At 39.7% G+C, this 24,030-nt stretch carries 25 protein-coding genes; 18 read left to right on the plus strand and 7 right to left on the minus strand.

The genetic code is table 11. The features are described from left to right. Nucleotides 1-16 precede the first annotated feature (16 nt). The 7 genes from AC1EKB_RS03110 to AC1EKB_RS03140 form a co-directional block, all read right to left on the minus strand. Complete coding sequence (locus tag AC1EKB_RS03110) at nt 17-1,834, minus strand: ABC transporter ATP-binding protein (RefSeq protein WP_481248820.1); 1,818 nt, start codon at nt 1,832-1,834, stop codon at nt 17-19. Then, nucleotides 1,767-3,521, minus strand: a complete 1,755-nt coding sequence (locus tag AC1EKB_RS03115) for an ATP-binding cassette domain-containing protein (RefSeq protein ID WP_174182613.1) — start codon at nt 3,519-3,521, stop codon at nt 1,767-1,769. Before AC1EKB_RS03115 ends, AC1EKB_RS03110 begins: the two co-directional genes overlap by 68 nt. Further along, nucleotides 3,518-4,264 (minus strand): TetR/AcrR family transcriptional regulator, encoded by a 747-nt coding sequence (locus tag AC1EKB_RS03120; protein ID WP_116440743.1) that lies wholly within the window; start codon nt 4,262-4,264, stop codon nt 3,518-3,520. Before AC1EKB_RS03120 ends, AC1EKB_RS03115 begins: the two co-directional genes overlap by 4 nt. 375 nt (nt 4,265-4,639) lie before the next feature. Then, nucleotides 4,640-4,843: a helix-turn-helix domain-containing protein gene (locus tag AC1EKB_RS03125; protein ID WP_116439679.1), complete on the minus strand. Its 204-nt coding sequence runs from the start codon at nt 4,841-4,843 to the stop codon at nt 4,640-4,642. Next, on the minus strand, nt 4,833-6,497 hold the full coding sequence (locus AC1EKB_RS03130) for a DUF2326 domain-containing protein (RefSeq protein ID WP_116440704.1): 1,665 nt from the start codon (nt 6,495-6,497) through the stop codon (nt 4,833-4,835). The genes AC1EKB_RS03125 and AC1EKB_RS03130 overlap by 11 nt, the downstream gene beginning before the upstream one ends. Then, on the minus strand, nt 6,488-6,712 hold the full coding sequence (locus AC1EKB_RS03135; protein WP_481248821.1) for an ABC-three component system middle component 7: 225 nt from the start codon (nt 6,710-6,712) through the stop codon (nt 6,488-6,490). The genes AC1EKB_RS03130 and AC1EKB_RS03135 overlap by 10 nt, the downstream gene beginning before the upstream one ends. Beyond that, on the minus strand, nt 6,696-7,859 hold the full coding sequence (locus AC1EKB_RS03140; RefSeq protein ID WP_481248822.1) for an ABC-three component system protein: 1,164 nt from the start codon (nt 7,857-7,859) through the stop codon (nt 6,696-6,698). Before AC1EKB_RS03140 ends, AC1EKB_RS03135 begins: the two co-directional genes overlap by 17 nt. A 371-nt stretch (nt 7,860-8,230) precedes the next feature. On the opposite strand from AC1EKB_RS03140, the gene AC1EKB_RS03145 reads away from it, so the two are divergent. From AC1EKB_RS03145 to AC1EKB_RS03230, 18 genes are all read left to right on the plus strand, one after another. After that, nucleotides 8,231-8,848 (plus strand): hypothetical protein, encoded by a 618-nt coding sequence (locus AC1EKB_RS03145; RefSeq protein ID WP_481248823.1) that lies wholly within the window; start codon nt 8,231-8,233, stop codon nt 8,846-8,848. A gap of 12 nt (nt 8,849-8,860) precedes the next feature. Then, nucleotides 8,861-9,619, plus strand: a complete 759-nt coding sequence (locus AC1EKB_RS03150; protein WP_481248824.1) for a phage antirepressor KilAC domain-containing protein — start codon at nt 8,861-8,863, stop codon at nt 9,617-9,619. Next, nucleotides 9,612-9,980 (plus strand): DUF7768 domain-containing protein, encoded by a 369-nt coding sequence (locus AC1EKB_RS03155; RefSeq protein ID WP_481248825.1) that lies wholly within the window; start codon nt 9,612-9,614, stop codon nt 9,978-9,980. The genes AC1EKB_RS03150 and AC1EKB_RS03155 overlap by 8 nt, the downstream gene beginning before the upstream one ends. Then, the gene (locus AC1EKB_RS03160) at nt 9,974-12,193 is read left to right on the plus strand and encodes a phage/plasmid primase, P4 family (RefSeq protein WP_481248826.1); all 2,220 of its coding nucleotides are present in this window, start codon (nt 9,974-9,976) and stop codon (nt 12,191-12,193) included. The genes AC1EKB_RS03155 and AC1EKB_RS03160 overlap by 7 nt, the downstream gene beginning before the upstream one ends. 401 nt (nt 12,194-12,594) lie before the next feature. After that, nucleotides 12,595-12,885 (plus strand): VRR-NUC domain-containing protein, encoded by a 291-nt coding sequence (locus tag AC1EKB_RS03165; RefSeq protein WP_415692600.1) that lies wholly within the window; start codon nt 12,595-12,597, stop codon nt 12,883-12,885. Continuing rightward, complete coding sequence (locus AC1EKB_RS03170; RefSeq protein WP_481248827.1) at nt 12,866-14,305, plus strand: SNF2-related protein; 1,440 nt, start codon at nt 12,866-12,868, stop codon at nt 14,303-14,305. Before AC1EKB_RS03165 ends, AC1EKB_RS03170 begins: the two co-directional genes overlap by 20 nt. Continuing rightward, on the plus strand, nt 14,265-14,693 hold the full coding sequence (locus AC1EKB_RS03175; protein ID WP_019260867.1) for a sigma factor-like helix-turn-helix DNA-binding protein: 429 nt from the start codon (nt 14,265-14,267) through the stop codon (nt 14,691-14,693). Before AC1EKB_RS03170 ends, AC1EKB_RS03175 begins: the two co-directional genes overlap by 41 nt. A 143-nt stretch (nt 14,694-14,836) precedes the next feature. After that, complete coding sequence (locus AC1EKB_RS03180) at nt 14,837-17,047, plus strand: glycoside hydrolase domain-containing protein (protein WP_481248828.1); 2,211 nt, start codon at nt 14,837-14,839, stop codon at nt 17,045-17,047. Between the two features lie 67 nt (nt 17,048-17,114). Then, nucleotides 17,115-17,564, plus strand: a complete 450-nt coding sequence (locus AC1EKB_RS03185) for a hypothetical protein (RefSeq protein WP_019260869.1) — start codon at nt 17,115-17,117, stop codon at nt 17,562-17,564. Between the two features lie 259 nt (nt 17,565-17,823). Next, nucleotides 17,824-18,009, plus strand: a complete 186-nt coding sequence (locus AC1EKB_RS03190) for an HNH endonuclease (RefSeq protein ID WP_481248853.1) — start codon at nt 17,824-17,826, stop codon at nt 18,007-18,009. A gap of 159 nt (nt 18,010-18,168) precedes the next feature. Continuing rightward, nucleotides 18,169-18,720 (plus strand): P27 family phage terminase small subunit, encoded by a 552-nt coding sequence (locus AC1EKB_RS03195; RefSeq protein WP_032842293.1) that lies wholly within the window; start codon nt 18,169-18,171, stop codon nt 18,718-18,720. Nucleotides 18,721-18,731: 11 nt separating this feature from the next. Further along, nucleotides 18,732-19,517 carry an S-adenosylmethionine synthetase N-terminal domain-containing protein gene (locus tag AC1EKB_RS03200; RefSeq protein WP_481248829.1) on the plus strand — a complete coding sequence of 262 codons (786 nt, stop codon included), beginning with the start codon at nt 18,732-18,734 and terminating at the stop codon, nt 19,515-19,517. A 14-nt stretch (nt 19,518-19,531) separates the two neighbouring features. After that, entirely contained in the window at nt 19,532-20,800 is a 1,269-nt protein-coding gene (locus AC1EKB_RS03205) for a site-specific DNA-methyltransferase (RefSeq protein ID WP_101887640.1), read from the plus strand. Then, nucleotides 20,793-22,280 carry a DNA cytosine methyltransferase gene (locus AC1EKB_RS03210; protein ID WP_481248830.1) on the plus strand — a complete coding sequence of 496 codons (1,488 nt, stop codon included), beginning with the start codon at nt 20,793-20,795 and terminating at the stop codon, nt 22,278-22,280. Before AC1EKB_RS03205 ends, AC1EKB_RS03210 begins: the two co-directional genes overlap by 8 nt. Nucleotides 22,281-22,346: 66 nt before the next feature. After that, nucleotides 22,347-22,982 carry a virulence protein gene (locus AC1EKB_RS03215; protein ID WP_481248831.1) on the plus strand — a complete coding sequence of 212 codons (636 nt, stop codon included), beginning with the start codon at nt 22,347-22,349 and terminating at the stop codon, nt 22,980-22,982. Next, nucleotides 22,982-23,209 (plus strand): DUF4314 domain-containing protein, encoded by a 228-nt coding sequence (locus AC1EKB_RS03220; protein ID WP_481248854.1) that lies wholly within the window; start codon nt 22,982-22,984, stop codon nt 23,207-23,209. The genes AC1EKB_RS03215 and AC1EKB_RS03220 overlap by 1 nt, the downstream gene beginning before the upstream one ends. A 114-nt stretch (nt 23,210-23,323) precedes the next feature. Next, the gene (locus AC1EKB_RS03225) at nt 23,324-23,608 is read left to right on the plus strand and encodes a transcriptional regulator (RefSeq protein WP_422119066.1); all 285 of its coding nucleotides are present in this window, start codon (nt 23,324-23,326) and stop codon (nt 23,606-23,608) included. Nucleotides 23,609-23,740: 132 nt separating this feature from the next. Then, nucleotides 23,741-23,965, plus strand: coding sequence for a DUF7678 domain-containing protein (locus AC1EKB_RS03230; RefSeq protein ID WP_065189446.1), 225 nt, complete (start codon nt 23,741-23,743; stop codon nt 23,963-23,965). Nucleotides 23,966-24,030 lie beyond the last annotated feature (65 nt).

Consider the following 24,030-nt stretch of genomic DNA (forward strand, 5'->3'; position numbering starts at 1 on the left):
TCTACACGCGCTCAAACTAATACGAAAACTCCTCTGCTGCACACGTTTTATCAATAAGATTTTGATAAGTAGGGCTTATCTGGATAAGCTCGGCATGTGTACCGCATGCTTCAACGTGACCATCTTTTAACACAACTATTCGATCAACATTTTCAATTGACTTCATGCGGTGAGAAATAATAATCACAGTTTTATTTTTTACCAATTCGGTAAGCGATTGTTGAATTTTAATCTCGTTGTCAACGTCTAAACTTGAAGCAATTTCATCAAGAATAAGAATTGGTGCGTTTTTCAAAAATGCGCGCGCTATTGATATACGCTGACGCTCGCCTCCAGAAAGCTGCTGTCCATTTTCGCCGATAATGGTGTTGATCCCATCGGGGAGTGCGTCAATAAAGTCACAGTGTGCAAGCTGAGCAGCGTGTTTTACTTCTTCGTCCGTTGCATCCTCGCGTCCAATGCGAATGTTTTCCAGAATGGTTGTGTTAAAAAGCGTAACATCTTGGAACACAATGGATATATTGCGATAAAGACTTTCGGTAGACACGCTTCTGATATCTTTGCCACCAATACGAATACTGCCCGACGTAAAATCATACAGTCGCGCTATAAGTCGAAGCAGAGTTGTTTTTCCGCAGCCTGACTGCCCAACAAGTGCGCAAACTGTTCCATGCGGCACAGTAAAACTTACGTCGTTTAGCACAGGAGTAGTGTCATCGTAAGAAAAGCTGAGCTTGTTTATCTCTATATCAAAATTAGCAAATTGAGTAGCGCGTTTATCTGTAGCGCGTACGTCTGTAGCAGCTTCCGTCTGCACATCTAATACCTTTGCGTCGCGAATTTCACGAATACGCTTCACAGCCGAATTGATATAGAAAACTTCCATAAGGAATTCCATATTCGAGTCCACAAATTCTTTGAGCTTCATGGCAGCAAGCACGTAGCCTAGCAGATATAGCACAGAAATTTCGCCAGTTTGCATAAGAAAAATGCCACCGATAATCGTGAATGCCAACGAAAAATGCGAGAAAATATCGGCAAATATCAGCAAGAACCCAGCGTTGCGTTCACTTTTCCAGTGGACGCGCAATGTGTCATCAAGCTTGGCATAAAGCTTTGTTTTTACGCTTTCTGCAAGATTAAAAGCTGTAATTTCTTTAGAAAGCTCAATGCGATCCTGGAAAGCTTGCGAGTTTTCGCGTAATCGTAGGTAATGTTTGTTGTGCTGCGCACGTACATAGCGCTTTGATACTACAATCAGCAAAAACGAAAGAAGCGTAGGGCCAACGGCACAAATCGCCATTTTCCAGTTCCCTATGAACATTAATACAGAAAGAAATGGTAAGAATAAACAAAACGCGAGCAGTTTCGGAACTGCGTGACTTTCTGCATGTTCAAGCGATGCTACGTCTGCCATAATACTTTGAGCGAGATCGGTAAGATCGTGTTTTGCGAAGTAAGACATTTCTAGTCGCGAAAGTTTCTCTGCGATATTAAGGCGCAAATGAGCTGCTTCTTTATATGTTTCGTTATATTGTGCTTCGTATTCAAAACTCAATAGCACTGCCATTACCACCAAGGTCACAATAGAACACACAAGATAGATGGCTGTACTATGTACATGGCATAGTAACAGATGATCTACCAACAATAGCAGCAGCATTGAAGGAACCATATTGATAACAAATACCAAAAAACTAAGTACACTCGATTTAAAAGTGCCTCGTACACCTTGATCGGTAAGAGCAAACGTATTTTTTAAAAACTTAATCATTAACAACCCTCCACTCATTAGCTTTGGTGTAAATTGTGTACAAATGTGTATATTGGCCATTTTGCGCCATAAGCTGAGCATGTGAACCGCGCTCAACAATGTGTCCGTGGTCAACAAGCAAAATCTCATCCACACCCGTAATGGACGTCAGACGATGTGCAATCATAATAACCGTTTTTCCGCGCATCAGTCGCCTGAAGGCTTTTTGCAGCTCATACTCATTATCGGGGTCAATAGAAGCAGACGCTTCGTCCATAATTACGATGGGAGAATTTTTTAAAATTGCACGAGCAATCGCAACGCGTTGAGTTTCGCCACCTGAAAGATACACGCCTTTTGTTCCAATTATTGTGTTTTCTCGTTTATCTAATTTATCTAATACCGAATCAAGTCCTGCTGCAGAAATCGCAGACATTACTTCCTCGTGGCTTGCGTCATGTTTTACGCAGCTAACATTGTTATATAGTGTGTCACTAAACAACTTAGAATCTTGAAAAACAAAGGAAATTTCTTGCATGAGCGCTTCTTGAGAATATGTGTTAAGAGGTTTATTGCCAATTAAAATTTCTCCAGAACTTATGTTGTAATATGCGCACATCAGTTTAGCAATTGTAGATTTACCTGATCCAGATTTTCCTACTAGAGCATATATCTTATTTTCGGCTAAATTGAAGGACAGATTTTTCAAAACTTCTTTTTTGTCATACGAGAACGAAACGTTACGAAACTCAATGTTGTGATTTGCAAAATGATCTTCATTGCCAAAATGTATTTCTTCTTTCGACATTTGCGCATAAAGCTTCTCAAGCGAATCAACCGCATGATTACCCTGGAATGAGTACATGCCAATGTACATAACGCGCATAAATGCTGCAAACATTAATCCCGATACGAAAAACGTCATAATTAAATCGAGAGCCAAACGTTTGGGACTGCCCAAATCGTCAATAAAAAATACCAGCGGCAGTGTAAGTATTGCAATAATACCAAAGAAAAGGCATTCATACACAACGTATCCTGCTTTGCAATGCTTTGAATATTGGTAAGCGTATGTTGAATAATTGTGAATAAATTTGGAGAGCTTTTTCATGGAGCGAACCGAAACGCCAAAAATTTTAATGACCGCAATACCGCGAATATATTCGACTGTTTCTGCTGATAGATTATCAAGCGCATCTTGGTACATTTTCATGAATTGCTTGCCACCCATCATGCCGGCCATGATAGCGCCACCGATAAGTGTAAGTGCCAACATGCATACACCCACGCGCCAACTACTACAAAAGCTGAGCACAATAATAAAAATCGGCATAAGGATTGCGCGCGTAGCGTCTGGAATCATGTGTGCGACAATCGTGTGAGTGAGCGCCGCATTGTCGTCAATAGTTTTACGAATAGCTCCAGATGAATGTGTGTCAAAGAATGTAAAACTTGCATGATTTAAGCCTTCGACACCGCGTTTGCGCAACACGTTTTCTAAGTTGAATCCCACGTAATGTGCCATAAGCCCAGACGCTCCAAGACATAGACTTCCAGCAAGCAAAAGCAGTGCAATAACAAACGCAAGGCTTTGTGCGCGGGGCATATTTTGGTCCGCTATAAGCGCGTACAAAAAACAATTTATGGCATAATAGCCGCAGGTAGTAAGCACCGCCGATAAACCCGAGACAAGAACTGCCCCAAGAGCCAAAGCCCTAAACTGCGGAATATACGCAAACAGTTTGCGGTATGTATTGTACGTATTCATGAGCGCTCCTTTCCTGGTAAAGAAGTTGAAGATGCTGGAACAGACCCTTGCATGCTGCCGAACTGATTGCTTCCCTCGTCGCTGGTGCGAGCAGTGCCGTGGCTGTTACCCTCATTGTTGGGTTGAGCGCCATAGCTGTTATCCTCATCGAGGGTGTGAGCATTACCCTGCTTCAAAATATTCAAGAGCAGCTGCTTAATAAGCGCCTGATTATCTTGTACAAGTTTGTGTTCGTTGAGCACGCTCGCAGAAAGAATGATCGCGTTTACAAAAAAAGCCATAAGTTCAAAATTTGAAGGCTTAACAGAAAGCGTTTCGGCATCGATGTTATGTGCCCTAAACGTATCAAAAGCAGTGTGTTCAAGCTGTCTATACAGCTGTTCAAGCTGAGGGTTTCTCTTCTTAGCCAACAAAAGCTCTACGTAGACGGGCATAAGCGCATTGCTATCAACTACTTTTCTGGCCATTTCATCAGCAAGAAGATCAATGCTCCATTGCTTGCCATCCTCTATAGATTTCATCATGATGGTGTTGCGGTATGCAATGCCGTCGAGCATAATGTCGTGGAGTATGTCGGTTGTATTTTTATAGTAGTGATAAAACCCACCCTTTGATAAGCCCGTTTCTTTTACCAGGTCTTCCATGGTTGTGTTCTCAAAGCCTTGTTCGACAAAAATACGTATAGCAGCATGCTTTATTGCTTGCTTGCGTTCATCAAAACTAAGCCGCTTATTACGAGTCATGCAATTCACCTCACAATCTTGCAAAGGGTTAACGCGCCAAATGGTTGTCATGAGTCAACGCGTAAAAAGTCTTCGCGCCTTGGCTACATCTAAGGGGTCGTCATCCTATCGACGGATTCGTCGATACATGCAGTATAAGTTAGATAGTGTTTACTGTCAAGCTCTTGCTTGACAGTAAAAATATTTGTCGATGCTGGTTAGAAGAGTGCCTGCTTGTGCTAATAAAATTTATAAGAAACTAGGCAATAGTTCAGCAAATCCATAAACACATACCGTATTTATAGTTTGCATATATGTACCACAGTACAAAAAAGTTCAATCGTTCGTGTATTTTGGGCTATATTGAGTGAATGAAAAGTTTTTAGTTGCACATAATTATTCCTTTACGATTTCAGCAATATCACTGATGTCACAATCTAAAACACCACATATTTTTACCAGTATTTCAGTAGTTACGTTTCCACCATTGCTAAGTTTTGCCATGGAAGAGGAACTTATTTTTGCCTCTTCACGGAGTTTGGATTTAGTCCAACCCTTGTCGATTAGTAATTTCCATAATTTGTTATAACTAAATTTCATTTTTATCACCTTTAATTTCTCTGTTCCAAGATTGTCCATATAGCTCGCCTCCGCCACTGTATAGTTGAAGGACTTTGTTGTCTTGTAGAATTTCATATGTTTCGTTACTGTATGAGCTTTGCTTATCAAATGCAATGAAGATTTGTTTATTCAAATTTGCTGTATCTTTGTATATTTTCATAATTCCGTCAATACCCTCGTCGTCAATATTCTTAAAGAATAATGAGTCATGCACCAAAGCTGGTAATGCCGAGGTGTAAAGTATAGCAAGATCTAGTAGGATTAAACCTTTGAAGTTTGTACCAGTCCCAGTATCTTTTGGCGTGGAGAATCTATAACTGTTATAGTTTCTTAGTTCTATCTTTGGTGAATTACGTTTTTCAACGTATAGTCTATCGTTAAATTCATGCATCTTTGTATTGAGGTTGTATTCTATTTCAGAAAGTATATGTTCGACATTTTTCTCTAAGTTTTGTGTAGCTGATTGCTTTGCCTCTTGTAGTTGTGTTTCTTCAAGATAGGCTTTGTTTTGTTCTTCTAGGGCTTCTATTTTTTTGTTAAGCTCAGAGTGTTTGTCAAGAAAATCTTTAGAAATAGAGTTAGTAATATTTAATTCTGACATTTGTTGTTCTACTTGTTCTATAGAATCTTTTATTTCAGCAGTCTTTGTATCAAGTGATTCTTTTTCTGATTTGAACTGATCTTCTAATATGGCTGAAAGTTTTTTATGGAACTGCTCGATTTCATAAATTTTCTTTAAGTTGATATCAGGGAAAAACTCGGCTAACGATTCAATGTCAGCTTCTGTCGGTAATAATCCAAACTCTATACTGATTTCTAATAGTTTAGATTGTCGTTGAAGTCGTTCAAGTTGGGTGTCTAAACTTAATTTGTTAGCTTTCAAATTTTCTCGAGCTTTATTGCTTTCGATTTCTTCACTGCTTGCATTTACCTCATAATTAAGTGTTAACGCATTAAGTTCAGCCCGTAGATTGGAAAGGGTTTTAATGTTTTCTTCATACTGTGTTTTGCCACCAACCAGATTGGATATGAAACTATATTTTCTAGCGTTTTTAAATGTTTTGAGCTTGTCTATTTGTACGTCTAATTGATTGTGATATGGTTCTATATCTTTGTAGAAATCAAATAAGCTCATGAGAATTTTGATGGATTCTTTTGTTGGTTGATTTCTATATCCTTGCAGAGGATAATTTTCATCGTGATTATTCTTTCCATAGATTCTAAAAAATGTACTGGTTAATTGTCTAAAGGAAAGATTGGTTTTATTGCTGACGTATCTTTCTTTCAACCACTCGATGAATTCTTTTCTGGACAGTGTTTTGTCTGTGGTTTTATATTTTTCATTACATACAGTAATCGTATCTGCATTAGCTGTGCTTCTACTAAAAAAGTATTTCTTGTCAAACTTGAAACAAAAATATATAACGTGGTTGCCTACGTATTTCACGCCATCGCTATCAAGGTAGGAGTTGCCACCGAAAGCAAAATCTATTGCTAATAGAGCAGATGATTTGCCTATTGAGTTGGATCCTGTTTGTGTCCCTTGAATAACATTAAGACCTTTTTTAAATTGAATGACTGGTCTAATATTGTTATTTTCTTTAAAGGCAGGAGAATAAATTTCTATAAGCATAGTTTCACCTCACCCTCATCTGTCATATCAATTGCATTAAGAGCGTAAAGACAGTCCATAACGGATAAAAAGTCAGTAGGCTCGTCTAAAGAGTTCAAAGCAGACTGAAAAATATCTTTTACATTCGTTTTTCCGCTTTTTATTATTTTTAGCACTACTGGTAGTGTTGCCAGAGTGCTTTTTTCATATGGGTATAGCTTATTTGGTAATTGCATCGAACACCTCGCACTTCTGCACAAAGTAGCTCACAACGATTTGACAATAAATCAATTGCTGAAGAGTTAGTTTATGCAGTTTCTCAGAAATTTCTTCAAAAATCTCCATGTCACTCCGTTCGGCTTTTTTAAGCTTTTTATAAATGGATCGCATTTGAGCTTGTAAATCTTCATAATCGATAACATTACTTTTATCTAAGTTAACAAGAATTTCTTGGACTTTCACGAAGTAACTAGTAACTTGTTGTTTTACTGTTAGATAAAGATGGAAATCATTGCTAGGATCTATTTTTTCCTTTAATTCTTTTGGATCTAGAGAAGAGCCAAATAAATCTTTTTGATTAAGTTTAGTAATTTTGTAAATAACGTCTGTAAGTCCCTTTTCCAGCTGTGAGGAACTAAGTAAGCCTATGTTTGCCATGTGGTTAGCTAGGGCTTTTTTTCTTTTGAACAAGAGACTTGTAACTTTTTTCCTATTGTCCATTTGGTATACAGCAAAACATTGAGGGCAAAGAGCTATAAGATTATCAATAGTTGGCTCCTTAGTCTTATCAATGCGGCTTATTTCATAGACTTCTGAAACATTGGAATCATTAGAAAGTACGAGTGTTTTAGAACAACCGTTCATTACACAATGGTTTTCACATTCTTGCAATAAATATTTTCCGTATCTGGTTTTTAAATCAGAAGAGGATTGTAGTTGCTTTTTCTTTTCCAATACATCAGGTGCGATTATTCCTGCTGTTTCTCTAATAATATTGACGAATATGTCAGCAAGTTTTTCAGCAACATTAGCAGTAGTAACATTCGGATCATACGGACGTAAATCTTGAGCTAATAATTTCAAAACTTCTGAAGGTCTTGAGTTCAGGCTTTCTATAAAAATTTCAGGGGTAAGCCTATAGCAAATTGTTCTAGTAACTTTTTTTGAAATACCTCTTTTAGCAAAATTACGATATGTATTTGTGCTTACGGATCCAGAGGGATCTTTTTTGGTGCCCCATTCATCTTCGGGCACGCTTGTAATCATGGCAATTAAATCTTTCACAAATTGAGGAACATCAGAATCGTCACTGATACGTTTGTATAGCATTGCACAAAACATTTTAAAGTCCAAAGATACCCCTCCTTTCTTTTTGAACCACATTGAACCACATTGATCCAAACAAGAACCAAATAAAAAATCCGATTTAATACAATCAAATCATCAAAGAAACAACTTTGCTGATGTGTAAATTATATCACGCAAAGATACCTTTGAGCAAAGCAAAAATTCGATAAAAGGACAGTAGCTTTGCAAAGAGGCGTATGCCTCAACCTCTATGCGGAAATATCCCTTAGCTAAGGATTATTCGGAGTCCGCATAGAACAACTAAATAAGTACAGCAGTCTTACCGAATAAGGCAGCTGCAAGTCAAGATGAAGGAATTCTTCATTCTAGCTTGTGGTGTTTTGTCATGCCTTATTTGAGCTGAATTCAAGAAATTCCTTCATCGGAAATCAGATGGAGGATTTTTTATGAGAATTCAATTACGTTGTGACAATCATTTTACAACATTCGACCTCAAGCTTGATGAGGTTAAAGGCTGGCTTAATATCGACCTTCTTCCCGATGAAAGCGAAGAAGAGTTTGAGAAAAGAGCACAAGAAAAGGTAGATGTTGAGTTTAACCGTCCCGAGTATAACTCTCTGCATAAATATGAGAGGCATAAAGGCTTTACTAAACCTTACAGCAGTGAAGACGCTGAGGAAGCCGATGATTATGAGTCTTGCATGAGCGATGTTAGAGACCCCGGCATCTTTTTCAAAACAGTAAATCAGATTAACGCTTCAGAGGAATATAGGGCAGTAGAGTCGTTTGTTTACTCGATTTTAAAGCCGGATGTTGCGGATCTTTTTATGGCTGTCCGTATTAGGAATATGGCGATTAACGAAAAGGCTGCATCCATGCTTAGCCGTGATGCTTTTGAAACGGAGGCTGATTATAAAAAAGCCGTGGATCGCTTGGCTAACAATATTACACATAAGCTGAAGCGGGCTGAGAAAAAGTTAGTAAAGAATATTAAAAAAGCGTCAGATTTTGGCATTCGCCGTGGCTACTTCATAGGAGGAGCCAGTTCCTCCAATAAAAATTAGGAGGTAGCTACTATGAAAGAGCTAATCAAAATAAGTTATAGCAATGAACGTCCGACTGTAGATGGCCGTGTTTTGCATCAAGCGCTTAATATCGGAACACCTTATGATAAGTGGTTCCCAAGAATGTGTGATTACGGTTTTGTTGAAGATAAGGACTTTTCGACATTTTTGTCGGAAAGTACTGGTGGAAGACCAGCAACCAATCATCAGCTTACTATCGATATGGCAAAACAGCTATGTATGATTCAGCGTACAGAACTTGGCAGAAAATTTCGAGAATACTTTATTTCTGTTGAAGAGAAGTGGAACTCGCCTGATGCGGTAATGGCACGTGCGTTGCAAATAGCCAATAGGAAATTGAGTCTGCTTGAATCGCAAAATCTGAAGCTTACCAATACTGTAGCTTTGCAAACACAGCAGATAGCAGAGCTTAAACCGAAAGCCAGCTATTACGATGTGGTGCTTAAATGCAAAGACATAATCTCTATGCGTGTGATTGCAAAAGATTATGGCAAGTCAGCACAGTGGATGAATAACTTTTTGCATGAGCTCGGTGTGCAGTATAAGCAGTCTGATATTTGGCTTTTATATCAAAAGTATGCCAATCAGGAATATACGAAATCTCGCACAAATACATACGAGGATTCTAATGGTGTTACACACTCAAAAATGCATACTTATTGGACTCAGAAAGGCAGGCTTTTCATCTATCACCTCATGACACAACACGGAATCTACCCGTTGATTGAACAGGAGGCTAAAAGTGAGTAAGTCTTATAAAAAGCATTTAGAAACAACACCGAATTTTAAGCCTATCGTCTACATTTGTGCTCCCTACCGTGGAGATAAGGAGAAAAACGTGCAACGCGCTATTCGGTGTGCGGCTTACGCGTATTTGCATGGAGCAATCCCTATCACTCCACACCTGCTTTTCCCGTTTATGGATGATGAGAATCAAAAGCATAGAGGGGATGCGATGTTTATGGACATTATTCTCTTAGGCAAGTGCAACGAGCTGTGGGTGTTCGGAGAAAAAATCACAGGCGGCATGCAAGTAGAAATCAATCTGGCTGAAAAACGAAACCAGCCGATTAAGTATTTTACAGATAAGGATTTAGGGGGTGAATGTTGATGCTTGAGTGCAAAATTTATACAGCTTCCTGTGTGGGAACCAGTAGTAACTGCTTGTATCCTGACGAAATAAAAGTCTGTGATCGAGATAGTTTTAATAAGGCTATCTCTTTTGACCATGTCACAGCACAATTTACTAACAGTTATAGGTCTAAAGATAATTTCATTTCATCTACCTGTATTCCGATGGACTGTGATAACGATCATTCTGATGTTGGTAAAGACTGGGTGACGCCTTTTGATGTTGCTTTAGCGTTTCCGAACGTGTGCTTTTACGCGTCTTATAGTAGAAACCACATGAAAGACAAGCATGGGAAGTGTGCAAGACCACGTTTTCACGTGTATTTTCCAATTGAAGAAGTAAGCGATGCTAAAGCTTATGTGGAGCTTAAAACAAGGATTCAATCAGTATTCCCGTATTTTGACAGTAACGCTCTTGATGCGGCACGTTTTCTCTACGGTGTTAAAACTCCACAGGTAGAACTTTACGATGGTGAAAAAACAATTACTGATTTTCTCTCGGAAGAAGATTTTAGTGAATTTGATGCAGGAACAGAAGAAATACCATCAGGGCAGAGAAACTCTAGGCTTAGTCATATCGCAGGAAAACTCATCAAACGTTATGGGGCGACAGATGAAGCACATGAGAAGTTTTTGAGGGAAGCAGAACGGTGTAATCCTCCTTTACCTGACGCAGAATTATCTAAAATCTGGTATTCGGCTAAAAAGTTCGGGCTTAAAGTAGCAAGTCAGGAAGGTTATATTCCGCCTAGCGAGTATGGCAAAAGCTATGAGGAGTATAAGCCGGATGATTTAACAGATATTGCGATGGCTGAGGTTTTTGCCAAACATAACAAGAATAAGGCTGTTTATACGATGTCTGCAGGCTGGCTTTACTGGACGGGAAAGAAGTGGGAAGCGTCTGAGCTTAAAGTTATGAAACTTTACATGCTTATTGCTAAAAAGGTTTTGAAGAATGCCGGTGTTGAGTTTAAGACAGCTTACGAAGAGTTCGTTCAAGCTGAATCATCGGGTGATAAAGAGCAGGCGGATAAAGCAAAGAGTGAAGTGAATCAGGCAAAACAGTATCTTTCGTTTGCTAAGAAGATGAATGATCACAGTAAAGTGTCCGGGATATTAAAGCTTGCTAAATCCATGCTGGAAGTTGCAAACGAAGAACTGGATCGTGATGCTTTCATTCTAAACACGCCTTGCGGAATCGTGGATTTAAAGACTGGAGAGCTAAAAGCACATGATCCGTGTTTGTACTGCACGAAAATGACCGCTGTTTGCCCTTCACAGGAGAACATGGGTTTGTGGCAGACAACGCTTGATATGGTTACCGCAGGTGATAAAGAGTTTCAAACATTTCTTCAAAGCCATGCGGGTAGTACGCTTATAGGTCAAGTGTTTGAAGAATCGCTTTTGCTAGTGTACGGGTCAGGCGGTAACGGTAAGTCGACCGTGTTTAACGCGGAAGCACACGTGCTTGGAGATTATGCGGGGAAAATACCTGCAGAGTCTTTAACCACTCGGGCTAAAAACGTGAAAGTGGATTTAGCGGAGCTTTGCGGTAAAAGGTTTATTCTTGCCTCGGAAACTGAGGAAGGGCAAAGGCTTTCTATTTCCATGCTGAAACAGATAGCAAGCGTGGATGATATTTCAGCTGAGAGGAAATATTATGCTCCTTTTACGTTTACACCAAGCCACTCAACTATTCTCTACACGAACCATCTGCCGAAAGTCGGTTCGAACGATAAGGGAACGTGGCGGAGAATCTTTGTCGCACCGTTTACGAAAGAAATCAAGAATCCGAAAACAGACTATGTTGATGAACTTTTGCAAAAAGCAGGTGGGGCAATACTTCAATGGATGATTGAAGGAGCCAAGCTTTATATCCAAAACAGTTATAAATTCCCTATTTGTAAGGTGGTAGAGCAGGCTAAGGACGCTTATCGGGCTGAAAACGACTGGATAGGCCATTTCATCACTGATTATTGCATTAAGGGCGTGAATGAAACGGAGATGAGTAGGAGTCTTTACTTGTCTTACCGCCAGTGGGCAAACCTTAACGGTGAATATGTTAGAAACGATAGGGATTTTTCTAAGGCTTTACTGTTAGCGGGTTATAGCAAAAAACGGACGGGTAAGGGCTACCAGTGGTGTGGGCTTTCCATTAATCCGAATTTGCAGGCACAGGAGGATTTTCTTTGATGTAAAGCACGGTAAAACTGAAAGATACTTCCTGAAAAATGTATTGGCGTGTAGGCAAATGTTTCGTATGGTAAAAACCGGGTTCAAAGAGAAATGCTCTATAGGATTTTTTCATACACGAAAATAGGCGTTGCCTACACGCTACCATGCACGTTTTCAAGAAAGAAAAGCCTGATAAATAGGGGTTTTGTATTGTAGTGTACCCTTTTTCTTTACTTTTTATATAAGAAGAAAAAATAAAAGAAATATAAGTGTATATAGAGAAAAGTAAAAGATGGGTCTAAAGCATACATGGCTACACAAATAACATTCGCCTGATGTAAACGGGGCAAAAATGAGGAAAACAGGAATCCCATGTTTTAAGGGATACAAATTTAAGTATAAGAACAAAGAGGTATCTGATGGGCTTTTTACGAGAAAAGGAAACTGAGCGAAAACTCGTCCGTGATGTTAAAGCTGTGGGAGGACTTTGTTTAAAGCTTACGAGTCCTTCTGTTGACGGGCTTCCAGACAGGCTGGTTTTACTAAACAGTGGAAAGATTGGTTTTGTCGAGCTTAAAGCACCAGGTAAAAAGCCTAGAGTCTTACAGGTGAAACGGATGAAAGACTTACAGGATTTAGGTTTTAAGGTTTTCGTGGTTGATGAGAAAAGTCAGATTGGAGGTGTGATTGATGCGATACGAGCCACATGAGTATCAAAAGTATGCGACTGATTTTATTATCACACACCCGGTTTCAGCGGTTTTGCTTGAAATGGGACTTGGTAAGAGTGTTATAAGTCTTACAGCGATTAACGACCTGATGCTTGACTCGTTTGATGTTTCCAGGACTCTGGTTATCGCTCCTCTTAGGGTTGCGAACACTACGTGGCCTTTAGAGTTAGAAAAGTGGGAGCATTTAAAACACCTGACTTATTCTGTTGTGACGGGCACTGAGAAGGAGCGGATTCAAGCACTAAAAACGCCTGCTCACGTTTATATTATTAACCGTGAAAACGTGGAGTGGCTGATAATGAAAAGCGGCCTGCCGTTTAATTTCGACATGGTTGTGATAGATGAGCTTTCAAGTTTTAAATCGTATCAGGCGAAACGTTTTAAAGCATTACTGAAGGCTAGGCCGAAAGTTAAAAGGATTGTAGGTCTTACAGGCACGCCTTCTTCTAACGGGCTTATGGATTTGTGGGCTGAGTTTAGGCTGCTTGATATGGGTCAAAGGCTTGGCTGCTACATTACGTATTATCGGCAGAACTTTTTTAATCCTGATAAGCGTAACCAGCACATGATTTTTTCTTATAAGCCTAAAGATGGTGCTGAGAGTTTAATCTATAAGCAGATAGCTGATATTACGATTTCGATGAAGTCGAAAGACTATTTGAAAATGCCAGCGTGTGTGATAAACGAGGTGAAAGTAGAGTTATCCGGTAAGGAGCGAAAACTCTATGATGAGCTGAAACAGGATATGGTGGTGTCGTTGGAGGGTAAAGAGATTGATGCGATTAACGCAGCGTCTCTTTCAAATAAGCTTCTTCAAATGGCAGGCGGCGCGGTTTATAACGAGAAAAAAGAAAGCGTTCATATTCATGATCGTAAGCTGGACGCTTTAGAGGATTTAATCGAGGCTGCTAACGGTAAACCGGTGCTTGTAGCTTACTGGTTTAAGCATGATCTTGAGCGGATTAAGAAACGTTTTAACGTGCGTGAGATTAAAACGAGTGCTGATATTGCTGACTGGAATGCCGGCATGATTCCTGTAGCATTGATTCACCCGGCTTCCGCGGGTCATGGTCTTAACCTACAGGCTGGCGGTTCAACGCTTATCTGGTTTTCCCTGACTTGGAGTTTGGAACTTTACCAGCAGACGAACGCCAGGCTTAACCGTCAAGGGCAAATCGACACGGTTGTAATCCATCACATCATCACTAAGGACACGATTGATGAGGATGTGATGAGGGCTTTAAGCATGAAGGCTAAAGTGCAGGATGCTTTAATCGAGTCGGTTAAAGCAAGACTATCAATTAACGAAGTGAGGGAAAGGGGTTCTAAAGAGAACTTACCTCAAAATGGAGGTAAGAATGAACAAAAAAGAATACTTACGGCAAGCCTATCTTCTTGATAAGCGGATTAAAGCTGACATGGATGAGGTAGTAAGACTGCGTGAGCTTGCTACAAGTGTTTCTTCATTAAGATACGACAGGGAGTATGTGCAGACGACTCGAAGTATAGAAGCTCCGTTTGTGAAAGCTCTTATAAGGGTTATGGATTTAGAAGCAAAGATTAACATGGAGATTACGATGCTTATCAGTTTGAAAGAGCAGATTTTGGATGTGATTTCTAAACTTGAAAGCGTGGATGAGCAGATGATTTTACGCTACCGTTACATGAGTAACATGACGTGGGAGGATATTGGTAAAGAACTCCATGCTAGCAGAATGACGATTATAAGGTGGCATGGTAAAGCGTTAGAGCACATGGTTTTACCAGATAATCTAATCCAAATCTGAAAAAATGGTACGGTTTGGTACGCTCTGATACGAGATGACACTGCCTTCTATATGGTATTATATAGTTAGCAAAAATTATAAATACTAAGCCTTGGAAGAGTAATCTTTCAGGGCTTTTTTCATGCCTAAAAGGAGGGCACAACATGGATCAGATGGTATTACTAACACAGCAATGGTTAAACAAAACCTATGGTGATAAGCCTGGGTTTGGTTCAGTTATTACTGATGGGAATACTGGTTGGGATACAATTAATGGGCTTATTCGTGCTTTGCAGATTGAGCTTGGTATAACAGCAACAGCAAATAATTTTGGTGCTGGTACAACACGTAAATTTAATCAACGTTATCCACATGGTGTTAAGCAACAATCCGATAGTGATAAGTCGCAAAGTAATGTTTACTCGATTATTCAAGGTGCTTTATGGTGCAAGGGTTACTCTACTGGTAATGATATTACACAAAACTTTTATGGTGGTACTGGGAATGCTATTAAAGAGTTGAAGAATGATATGGGCATTGGTGGTGATTCTACTGTCACAATTGATGTAATGAAAGCTCTTCTTTCTATGCAGCAGTTCGTTTTACTAAAGCGTTACGGTGGTATTGACGTTATTAGGATTATTCAACAAACTATTAACCGAACCTATAAGGATTATACAGGTATCATTCCTTGTGACGGCTTGTATGGTCGAGAAATGAATACCGCACTTATCCAAATTTTACAGTCGTTAGAAGGCTATTCGCCTGATGATGCCACGGGTAATTTTGGACATGGTACACGAGGTAATTTGAAAACTATTAGCAGGCAAAACGCTTCTTCCTATGGTAAGTGGGTATGGCTAGCAAAAGCTGTACTTAATTGTATTAGATATGATTGTCTTCAAAATGAGAATTGGGATGATGATTTTGCTGAGCAACTCACTAAATTCCAGAAAGACTATAAGCTTCCAGTCAGCGGAGCACTTGATGTTAACACGTGGATGTCGTTGTTAACTAGTAAAGGCAATCCAGACAGAGCTGCCAAGGCGTGTGACTGTGCAACGGTACTAAATGCTCAACAAGCTAAAGATTTAAAAGCGGCAGGATACCAGATTGTTGGAAGATATTTGACTGGGTATGTTGGAAAGTCAACATCTAAAGCTCTAACTTTAGATGAAATTAAAAACATAAAAAACGCTGGTCTTTCCGTATTTCCAATTTATCAAGATGGAGGATATTATCCTGAATATTTTGCGAATCCTAACCAGGGAACTGTTGATGCACAGGTTGCTATTTCCGCTGCAAAAAGGATTTGTATTCCTTCTGGTAGTACAATATACTTTGCTGTTGATTTTGATGCTTATGGATATCAGCTGGACAGCATGATTTTACCGTATTTCAAGAAGATAAGTTTACTATTCAACAGTTGTGAAAATATTAAGAAATACCAAGTTGGTGTATATGGCCCAAGATTAATCTGCTCAAAAGTAAGCAAAGCAGGATATGCTAAATATTCGTTTGTAGCGGATATGTCTACTGGTTTTAGTGGGAATTTAGGTTATGCAATTCCTAACAATTGGGCGTTCGACCAATTTAATGAATTCTCTTTCCAATCTAGACCGACTTTTGCTCTTGATAAAGATGCATATTCTGGAAGAGATAAAGGTATCGCAAAATTTGATAGTGTAACAAAAATGACGAAAGGCGAACTAGAAAAGGAAAATATAAAAGACAAAGTAAATATTGCAAGAACACAGTTTGTGTATGATGTAGTAGAGCCTCTACATCTGCTAAATCAGCTTACTAGTTTTGGTCTTTCATATAATAAAGAAATTATTCTTAGTTATACTGAACTGCCTACTATTAGTATTCAAACCTCGGTAGAAGCAGTAACAGAATTGATGACAGTGCCTAATAATTCCTACAACGTTTCGATAGAACTAAATAGTGATGGTTCTCTAAGTGCTGCATGTGAAAATAAAATTTCTAAAATTGCTAAAGATATTAGAATTATGAAGGGCGGAGACATGATTCAAAAATCTATAGCAAATATTGCAGCATCAGTAAAATCGGGTGATATTGCATTCACTGGAAAAGTTATTTCTCCAAATCAAGTGGAGTTAGCTATTGAGGTAATGTCAGAAAATCTATTACCAACATTAGATGATGTTGATGAACATATAACGGTGATTGTAAAATACTTAATTACATTTCGTGATTTTACAATAAAGGTTCCTGAAATTCCTGAAGATGTTGTTGAAATAGGTGTAGCAGTAGCGGGAGTAGTTGCTATTTGTGCTTTTGTTCCAGTATTAATTACAGGTATTTTGGGATTCTTAGTAACATTAGGGTTGGTTGTTGCTGCTGATGCATAGAATGCATGAAAGAGAATAGGATCTGCTTTATGATAAGGTAAAGTTAGATATTAGAATTTGGTGGAGTATGAATAAGATAAGTAAAAAAGCGAAAGTGCTGATATTTTGTATTTCAATAGTTGTGGCTATCGTTTGTTTTATCACCTTATTCTTGCATCGTATTGATAATAATGCATTTAATGCTCAAATTGATAGTAAAGAGAAAATAGCTTCATATAGGGCTAACTATAACTACATAGATGTATATAAGCAAAAAGATAAAATAATTATCAACACCTATTCTGATAGTAAGTTTGACGAACCAAATCGGATTGTTGTTCCATTTGAAGGTAAATTAAGTAAAAGTGATATTCTAGTAAAGTGGAAAACCGCAAATGGTGATGTTATTGAGCAAGATAGTGATAGTATCCTTGCGGCGAGTATCATCATTGAGAAAAATGGAAAAACTATATGTAATGAAAACATAAATTTTTGTGAAAAAGGCTGGAAAGTATTAAACGATGTAATTGGAAAATAGTGATATAGTTTTGTAAATGATTTTGTTAAAAGCTCTTTGAGATTATCTCAAAGGGCTTTTTTCATGCCCGAAGGGAGGATAAGTCTTGCCAAGAAAACCTAAAAGACCGTGTTCTTATCAAGGCTGTCCGAACCTAACTGACGGCAGGTTTTGCGAGGAACACTTAAAACAAGAGAACCGACGCTACGAAAAATACGAGCGTCCTTATGATGCTCACAAGCGTTACGGCAGAGCATGGCAGAAAGTCAGAGATTCTTATGTGAAAGAGCATCCTTTCTGTGAGCTTTGCTTTAAGAACCATATGCTTGTGCCGGTAGAACAGGTTCATCATATTAAACCGATTGCTGAAGGCGGAACACACGCTAGAGAGAATCTTATTTCTCTATGCAAATCCTGTCATTCTAAAATTCACGCTAAGCGTGGAGACCGCTGGCATAACAAATAACCCACCCCCTAGGGGGGTTTAAATCTCTACGAGCCTACCCCATGGGGAACGGGCGCAGGGTCTCGCGTGCAAAAACAGCATATTCAAAAGGGTAATAGGCAAAATCAGACACAAAAATTTTTTAATAGTTAAAACTCACGTGGGAAGGAGGCGGAAAGTTTGCCTACAAAATCAAATAATATCGGCGGTCGTGGCGGCAGACGCGTGGGTGCCGGGCGTAAAAAGAAAGCGGTTGTTGAAAAAGCGAGTGAAGGAAACCCCGGTGGCAGGCCTTTAAGTGTTCTTGATATTCCGGAGCTTGAAGGTGCTGAAATGCCTCAGCCTCACGAGTTTTTATCTGCCACGCAAAAAGATGGTACTCAGCTTCAGGCTAGAGAAATTTTTGCTGAAACGTGGAAGTGGCTAAAAGACATTGGTGTGAGCAGTAAAGTGCCATCTCCTCTTATTGAACGGTATGCGATGAGCTGTGCTCGTTGGATTCAATGCGAGGAAGTAACCAGTAAACTCGGGTTTCTTTCCAAGCATCCGACCACGGGAAAACCGATACCATCGCCTTTTATCAATATTGGTATTAACTACATGAATCAGGCGGTCAGGCTTTGGAATGAGATTTTCCAGATTGTGAAAGAAAACTGTTCGACTGAGTTTGATGGTGTTTCACCTCAAAACGATTTAATGGAACGCCTGCTTATTACACGTAAAAACATTTAGGAGAAAAAATTATGATAGAAAAAGTAAACCCGTCGCATGTTGACAAGATTGCGGATCGTATTGCTGGAGCAATTGTTGATCTGGCTTACAAGATTGATGAGAATCCGAAGATTGCTGTTGAGGTGATGCTTGGGCATGGTAAGTGTGCCGTGTTTATTGAAAGCACGGTGATGTTTAAGTTTAAGGATATTAAAAATATTATCCACCGTTTAAGCCCTGGGAAAGTAAAGATTGATATTACGGTTGTGCCGCAGGATAAGCATTTAAGCCGAAACCAGGATGGTATGGTTCGTTGCGCTGATAATGGGATTTTTAAAGGCGTACCACTAACAGGCGAGCAGAAGAAGCTTTCTACTATTGCTCGAAAGGTTTATGAAAAGTATCCGTATGACGGCAAGTATGTTCTTGATGGTGAAAAGCTTATCATCTGCCAGTCTCACGCTAAACGAGAAGACTTATTGAAAGACTATCCGACAGCGTTTGTTAATCCTTTAGGCGACTGGACGGGTGGTATCAGCGTGGATACGGGGGCGGTTAACCGAAAACTCGGGTCAGACATGGCTGATGCTGTTACAGGCGGCGGCCTTCATGGTAAAGATCTTACGAAAGCTGACGTGTCGGTTAATATTTACGCGTTTTTGAAAGCGCAGGAAACCGGACGGGTGGTTGAGTTTTCTTGTGCTATCGGGGATGAAATGGTTGATGGTAAACCGTATGCGCAGATTGTGAAAATTGCGAAAGATTATATTGACTCGGTGGGTGGTTTTGAAAAGCTGGCTTGCTGGGGTCTTTTCTAACGGGAGGAAAGCTTATGGAAAAAGAAATGCAGTATTATTTGGCTGACGTAAGTGAGCTTATCCCGTATGTGAGAAACGCTCGCACGCACTCTGAGGCGCAAGTATCTCAGATAGCGGCAAGTATTCGCGAGTTTGGTTTCCTTTCCCCGATTCTAGTGGCGGAAGATAATACGATTCTCGCAGGCCACGGCAGGCTTGCCGCGGCACTAAAACTGGGTCTTAAAAAAGTTCCGTGCGTGAAAGAAAACCATTTAACTGAAACACAAAAGCGTGCTTATATTATTGCGGATAATAAGCTTTCACTTAACGCAGGCTGGGACAATGAGCTATTAGCAGTTGAATTGTCGGAGCTTGAAGGAGCTGATTTTAACCTTGATCTTCTCGGGTTTGACGAGGCAGAGCTTTCCAGTATTTTTGATGCTGATAAAGACGTAAGCGATGATGATTTTGATGTTGAAAAAGAATTGGAAGAACCGTGTTTTTCTAAAACAGGTGACATATGGACGCTTGGTAAGCATCGTGTTATTTGCGGTGATTCAACTGATTCGTCCACGTTTGAAAAACTGCTGGGTGAAACGAAAGTAAATCTTGTTTGCACGGACGCACCTTATTTCGTAAACCTTGAAAACGCGTCAGGGAAAATTAAAAATGATGATTTAAGTGATAAAGAAGGCTACGAGTTTTTAATGAAAGTTTTTACCAACTTCAAAAACTCTATGGCAGCTGACGCATCTATTTACGAATTTTACGCAACGATGAAAGCACGTGTTTTCTACGATGCTTTTGAGGACGCAGGTTTTAAGGTGGCAGCCGGTTTAATTTGGAAAAAGCCGAGAGCTCCACTTATGCGAACGGACTGGAAGTTTAATATGGAGCCGATTATTTACGGTTGGCGTAAAGACGGTAAACATAAGTGGTATGGTGATCAGAAACAGACAGCCGTGTTTGAGTTCGATGGGATTAAAAACTCGAAGGAAGAAGGCTGTGGGCATCCTTCAAGTAAGCCCGTGCCGTTAATCGCTTATCTTATTAAACAAAGCACGCAAACAAACAGTGTTGTGTTAGACGGGTTTTTAGGATCAGCGTCCACGCTTATAGCCTGTGAGCAGATTGGCAGAGTTTGTTTTGGAGTGGAGCTTGAACCTAAATTCATTGACGTTGCGGTTAAACGGTATATGAAGTTTCACGAGGATAAAACCAAGGACGTGCTTCTTATACGAGATGGGAAACAGTATAGCTTTAAGCAGGCAATTGAAATGATGAAAGAGGCTGGCGATGAGTAAAACACTTACACTCGCCAGCCTTTTTGATGGTTCGGGCGGTTTTCCTTTAGCGGCTACGCTTACGGGGATTAAACCTTTATGGGCAAGTGAAATTGAGCCGTTTCCTATAAGAGTTACCACTAAAAGATTGCCTTATGTTAAGCATTTAGGTGATGTGTCAAAGATTAACGGTGATGCTGTGGATGCGGTTGATATTATCACGTTTGGAAGTCCATGTCAGGACATGTCGATTGCAGGTAAACGGGCAGGCCTTAGCGGTTCTCGCTCGAACCTGTTTTTTGAAGCGGTTCGGATTATTAAAGAGATGAGGAGGAAAACAGGTGGACAAAAACCAAGATATATCGTTTGGGAGAACGTTCCGGGAGCGTTTTCCTCAAATAAAGGAGAAGACTTCGAGAAAGTTATCAAAGAAATCTGTGCTGTCAAAGGACATTCGTTTAATGCTCCTAGACCTGAAAAATGGAGCAGTGCAGGACTTGTCATGGCAGAAGATTTCTCACTCGCATGGAGGGTACTTGATGCTTCATACTTCGGAGTACCCCAGAGAAGAAAACGTATCTTTCTTGTCGCAGATTTTGATGGACAAAGTGCCGGAAAAATATTATTTGAGCAAGAAAGCATGCCTGGGGATTTTACGGCGAGCGGAAAGCCGTGGCAAGAAACTGCCGGACATTTTGAAACAGGCACTGGTGATGCAATCGAAAGATACTGTTTAAACGATCAGGGTGGAAGCAGAATGGACGTGTTTGAAAACAAAAGCGGCACGCTTACAGCAAGTGTGGGAAACCATCCACCGCTCGTGTTTGAAAATCACGGACATGACTCACGGTATAAAGGACCTCTTAGCGTGTCTCAAACCGTGCTTTCCACGTTTGGAACCGGCGGGAATAATCAGCCTTTTGTGGTTTGTGATAAAACCTGTTTTGACGTTCGTCTAACATCGCTCAACACGAAAAACAAGCGTGCTAAAGTGTATGAAACGAAACTGGCAAGAACAATTAACACAGGGCTAAACTCGCCTGAAGCTAATCAAGGCGGTCTTGCAATCGTGTACTCTACGAGTAAAAACTCGCATCACACGAATGCTCGGGCTGAAATGACAGACACGCTTGTGGCAAGTGACTATAAAGATCCTCCTGTCGTAAACGATATGAATGAGGATAAACACTATGTGGTTAGACGTTTAACACCGAAAGAATGTGCAAGACTGCAGGGTTTTCCTGACTGTTGGTGTGATAGTCTTCAAACGGAAAATCCGAGCGATGAAGAGCTTATCTTTTGGCAGGATGTGTTTGAAACACATCGAAAACTAGTCACGAACGCCTGTAAGCCTAAAAGCAAAAACCAGATAATCAAATGGCTTAAAAATCCTCACACTGATTCAGCGGAATACAAGATGTGGGGCAACGGCGTGGCACTTCCCTGCGTGTATTTCGTTCTCAAAAATATCGCTTATTTTCAGGCGAAAGAAAGCACATAAGACTTGCTATAAACCTTCTTTAGAGTGATGTATATACACAAGGAAAAACCTAAAGGAGGTATTAAAATGAGCTTAGAATATGGTTTAAAAGGTTCTAAAAGAAAACCACTCATACAAGCAATAGAAAACTTAACAGGTCTTAAAGCCGCGTATCTTAAAACACCCAGCATGGCTTACAAGATAGGTCCTTTCACAGTTGATAAAACTGGGACAGTAACATCTGCGGATGATGAAGACCTAAAGGATCTAAAACAAATACTCGAGGGCGATTATGGTATAAGCCTTCCGGAAAACCTGAGTGAAAGCACACGCATGCTTACAGTCGAGTTTCCAAAAGATAAGCTTGATGTGACTAAGCTTAGAAAAATCATCAAAAACAAGGGTGATTTAATCAAAAAAGCACTCGATGTGACAAGCCTTGAAATAGAAGAAAACGATGAAACAGTTAGTTTTCCCTGGTTTAAAGATGTAAGCCAAGATCATATGGATACTTACACGAAGCTTATTTCTGCTCTTTGCAAAATGAGCTTGGAAGTAAAACATGTGAATGAAACTAAGCATAAGCCGGTTAACGATAAGTATGCTTTCAGATGTTTTCTTCTTAGACTCGGGTTTATAGGAGACGAGTTTAAAAAGGATAGAAAGATTTTGCTTTCCCGTTTAGAAGGCTCGTGTGCTTTTAGAAACGAAAGAGGTGAATGATGAGAACGGTAAGTAGAGAACAGGTTGAAAAGCTGAGAAAAACTTATCCGATAGGTTGTGTGGTAGAGCTTATCTTAATGGATGATGTTCAGGCACCTCCTATCGGCACTAAAGGCAGAGTACGAGGTGTTGATGATATGGGTTCAATCATGGTTTCTTGGGAAACAGGAAGCGGGCTAAGTGTTGTTTATGGCGTGGATAAGTGCCGAAAAATTAGCGACTTGTAAGAACAATAATTAGTGGAAATATCAGCGGTTTTATCCCATTTATTGCTTGATAATATGTGCTTTTAGAGTGATATATAGTATCAGCAAAAGCAAAGAAGCAAAGGAGAAAAACCTATGAAAAAAGAAACCTTACAAAGACTTACAAGCGAAGTTAAAGCCTGCAGACGCTACACGCTAAACGCAATCAAAAAAGCTGAAGAAGGGAAAATTAGTTCGGCTATCAGCATGCTCGACATTGCGCAAACAGCAAAAACCTGCGCCAGTAAAGCTCACGAGGAGCTTTGGAAGGTAAGCGAAGGAAAACTAAACGATACGGAGTTTGAACTGTTTGCGGATGCTGAAACCTTGGACAAGGATATTCAAAAAGCCTACCAAGCGATTAAACAGGCAAGAAATTAAAAAGAAAAATTGGTTAAACCTAAAGAAAAATCGTGGAATTACCTGCGATTTTTTCTCATTTATGACTTGCTATTAGGTGCTTTTAGAGTGATATATAGTACTAACAAAAAGCACAGAAAAAGGAGCAAAACCATGTGGGAACAAGATACGCTTAAAGTTGAAGATCAGGTTGTAAGCTACAGTATGAAGGTTTTTGAAGAGCCAAGCGAATATGGGATTAACCAGGGTCGAATTTCCAAGCTTACTTTGAAAAACAATAACAAGGTTATCGCAAACTATGATAGAGGCTGGGATATTATGCCAACAGGCAAGCTTGCAAATGAGGCTTTAGAAATGATCCTTGACGCTAGAAACTAGAAACTGAAGTTTTATTAAAAGTAGCAGGGCTTTTAGGCCCTGTTTCTCGTAGGAAAGATAAGAAA

The organism is Gardnerella sialicivorans subsp. sialicivorans (assembly GCF_056746795.1).

Excerpts from the sequence above, each read along its gene's own strand:
- AC1EKB_RS03110 (WP_481248820.1), bottom strand. The coding sequence starts at position 1,834 with ATGGCCAATATACACATTTGTACACAATTTACACCAAAGCTAATGAGT.
- AC1EKB_RS03115 (WP_174182613.1), bottom strand. The coding sequence starts at position 3,521 with ATGAATACGTACAATACATACCGCAAACTGTTTGCGTATATTCCGCAG.
- AC1EKB_RS03120 (WP_116440743.1), bottom strand. The coding sequence starts at position 4,264 with ATGACTCGTAATAAGCGGCTTAGTTTTGATGAACGCAAGCAAGCAATA.
- AC1EKB_RS03125 (WP_116439679.1), bottom strand. The coding sequence starts at position 4,843 with ATGAAATTTAGTTATAACAAATTATGGAAATTACTAATCGACAAGGGT.
- AC1EKB_RS03130 (WP_116440704.1), bottom strand. The coding sequence starts at position 6,497 with ATGCTTATAGAAATTTATTCTCCTGCCTTTAAAGAAAATAACAATATT.
- AC1EKB_RS03135 (WP_481248821.1), bottom strand. The coding sequence starts at position 6,712 with ATGCAATTACCAAATAAGCTATACCCATATGAAAAAAGCACTCTGGCA.
- AC1EKB_RS03140 (WP_481248822.1), bottom strand. The coding sequence starts at position 7,859 with ATGTGGTTCAAAAAGAAAGGAGGGGTATCTTTGGACTTTAAAATGTTT.
- AC1EKB_RS03145 (WP_481248823.1), top strand. The coding sequence starts at position 8,231 with ATGAGAATTCAATTACGTTGTGACAATCATTTTACAACATTCGACCTC.
- AC1EKB_RS03150 (WP_481248824.1), top strand. The coding sequence starts at position 8,861 with ATGAAAGAGCTAATCAAAATAAGTTATAGCAATGAACGTCCGACTGTA.
- AC1EKB_RS03160 (WP_481248826.1), top strand. The coding sequence starts at position 9,974 with ATGTTGATGCTTGAGTGCAAAATTTATACAGCTTCCTGTGTGGGAACC.
- AC1EKB_RS03165 (WP_415692600.1), top strand. The coding sequence starts at position 12,595 with ATGGGCTTTTTACGAGAAAAGGAAACTGAGCGAAAACTCGTCCGTGAT.
- AC1EKB_RS03170 (WP_481248827.1), top strand. The coding sequence starts at position 12,866 with ATGCGATACGAGCCACATGAGTATCAAAAGTATGCGACTGATTTTATT.
- AC1EKB_RS03175 (WP_019260867.1), top strand. The coding sequence starts at position 14,265 with ATGAACAAAAAAGAATACTTACGGCAAGCCTATCTTCTTGATAAGCGG.
- AC1EKB_RS03180 (WP_481248828.1), top strand. The coding sequence starts at position 14,837 with ATGGATCAGATGGTATTACTAACACAGCAATGGTTAAACAAAACCTAT.
- AC1EKB_RS03185 (WP_019260869.1), top strand. The coding sequence starts at position 17,115 with ATGAATAAGATAAGTAAAAAAGCGAAAGTGCTGATATTTTGTATTTCA.
- AC1EKB_RS03200 (WP_481248829.1), top strand. The coding sequence starts at position 18,732 with ATGATAGAAAAAGTAAACCCGTCGCATGTTGACAAGATTGCGGATCGT.
- AC1EKB_RS03205 (WP_101887640.1), top strand. The coding sequence starts at position 19,532 with ATGGAAAAAGAAATGCAGTATTATTTGGCTGACGTAAGTGAGCTTATC.
- AC1EKB_RS03210 (WP_481248830.1), top strand. The coding sequence starts at position 20,793 with ATGAGTAAAACACTTACACTCGCCAGCCTTTTTGATGGTTCGGGCGGT.
- AC1EKB_RS03215 (WP_481248831.1), top strand. The coding sequence starts at position 22,347 with ATGAGCTTAGAATATGGTTTAAAAGGTTCTAAAAGAAAACCACTCATA.
- AC1EKB_RS03220 (WP_481248854.1), top strand. The coding sequence starts at position 22,982 with ATGAGAACGGTAAGTAGAGAACAGGTTGAAAAGCTGAGAAAAACTTAT.
- AC1EKB_RS03225 (WP_422119066.1), top strand. The coding sequence starts at position 23,324 with ATGAAAAAAGAAACCTTACAAAGACTTACAAGCGAAGTTAAAGCCTGC.
- AC1EKB_RS03230 (WP_065189446.1), top strand. The coding sequence starts at position 23,741 with ATGTGGGAACAAGATACGCTTAAAGTTGAAGATCAGGTTGTAAGCTAC.